The sequence below is a fragment of the Promicromonospora kroppenstedtii DSM 19349 genome, from assembly GCF_000515355.1.
Classification (GTDB): domain Bacteria; phylum Actinomycetota; class Actinomycetes; order Actinomycetales; family Cellulomonadaceae; genus Promicromonospora; species Promicromonospora kroppenstedtii.
In genome coordinates, this window is record NZ_KI911634.1 from 111,401 (window position 1) to 112,537 (window position 1,137).

At 75.3% G+C, this 1,137-nt stretch carries 2 protein-coding genes; both read left to right on the forward strand.

Going from position 1 to position 1,137, the window contains the following annotated elements; all coding sequences use genetic code 11:
• The coding region (gene ygfZ / locus PROKR_RS07005) for a CAF17-like 4Fe-4S cluster assembly/insertion protein YgfZ (protein ID WP_036961067.1) at window positions 1-548 on the forward strand (548 nt) is incomplete at its 5' end.
• A 33-nt stretch (window positions 549-581) separates the two neighbouring features.
• Window positions 582-1,137, forward strand: a 556-nt coding sequence (locus PROKR_RS07010; RefSeq protein ID WP_425414862.1) for an FUSC family protein, incomplete at its 3' end; no start/stop codon positions are given.

Consider the following 1,137-nt stretch of genomic DNA (forward strand, 5'->3'; position numbering starts at 1 on the left):
GCGAGTCCGCGGGCTGGCCGCTCGCCGGCACCTGGGCCACCGAGGCCCTGCGGGTCGAGGCCTGGCGCCCGCGTCTCGCGCGCGAGGTCGACGGCCGCACCATCCCGCACGAGCTGGACTGGCTGCGCACCGCCGTGCACATCAACAAGGGCTGCTACCGCGGCCAGGAGACGGTCGCCCGGGTGCACAACCTCGGCCGCCCGCCGCGGCGCCTGGTCATGCTGCACCTCGACGGCTCCCAGCACCTGCTCCCGGAGGCGGGCGCGGAGGTGCGTCTGCCCGGGGCGGACGGCGCTCCCGGCAAGGTGGTCGGCACGCTCACGTCGATGGCCCGCCACCACGAGCTGGGGCCGATCGGCCTGGCCGTGCTCAAGCGCAACGTTCCGGAGGATGCCGAGCTCCTCGTCTCGGGCGACGTCTCGGGGCAGGCCATCGAGGTGTCGGCGGCGCAGGAGATCGTGGTGCCCGGCGACGGCATGTCCGTGGACCGGCCGGAGTCCCACGGCCCGCTGACCCCCGGCCTGCGCGGCCCTGCCAGCCTCATCTGACGCACCCGTGAGGGCGGGTGGCAGGATGCCACCGTGACCTCACTGCCCGGCCCCGCCGACGAGATGTGGCGCAAGGCCATGCGCACGCTCATGCTGCGCACGCGGCTGCGGCAGGGCTGGACCCGCGCGCGGGCGAGCCTGATCCCGATCGCACAGGCCTCGCTCGCCGCCGGTGTCGCGTACCTGATCGCGCGGTACGTGCTGGGGCACGAGCAGCCCTTCTTCGCGCCCGTCGCGGCCTGGGTGCTGCTCGGGTTCACCGCGCAGCGGGACGTGCGCCGGGTGTCCGAGATGGCCGTGGGCGTGGCGGTCGGCGTCGCCATGGGCGACCTGATCGTGCACCTGATCGGCTCCGGCTGGTGGCAGCTCAGCCTGGTGCTGTTCATCTCCGCCGTCGCCGCGCGGTTCATCGACCGGGGTGCGCTGCTGGTCACGCAGGCCGGGGTCCAGGCGATCATCGTGGTGGGCCTGCCGCAGGTCTCCGGGGGGCCGCTCGGGCGGTGGACCGACGCCCTGGTCGGTGGCGCCGTCGCGCTCACGGTCGCGCTGCTCACCCCGGGCGACACCCGGCGCCGTCCGCGGGCGCTCG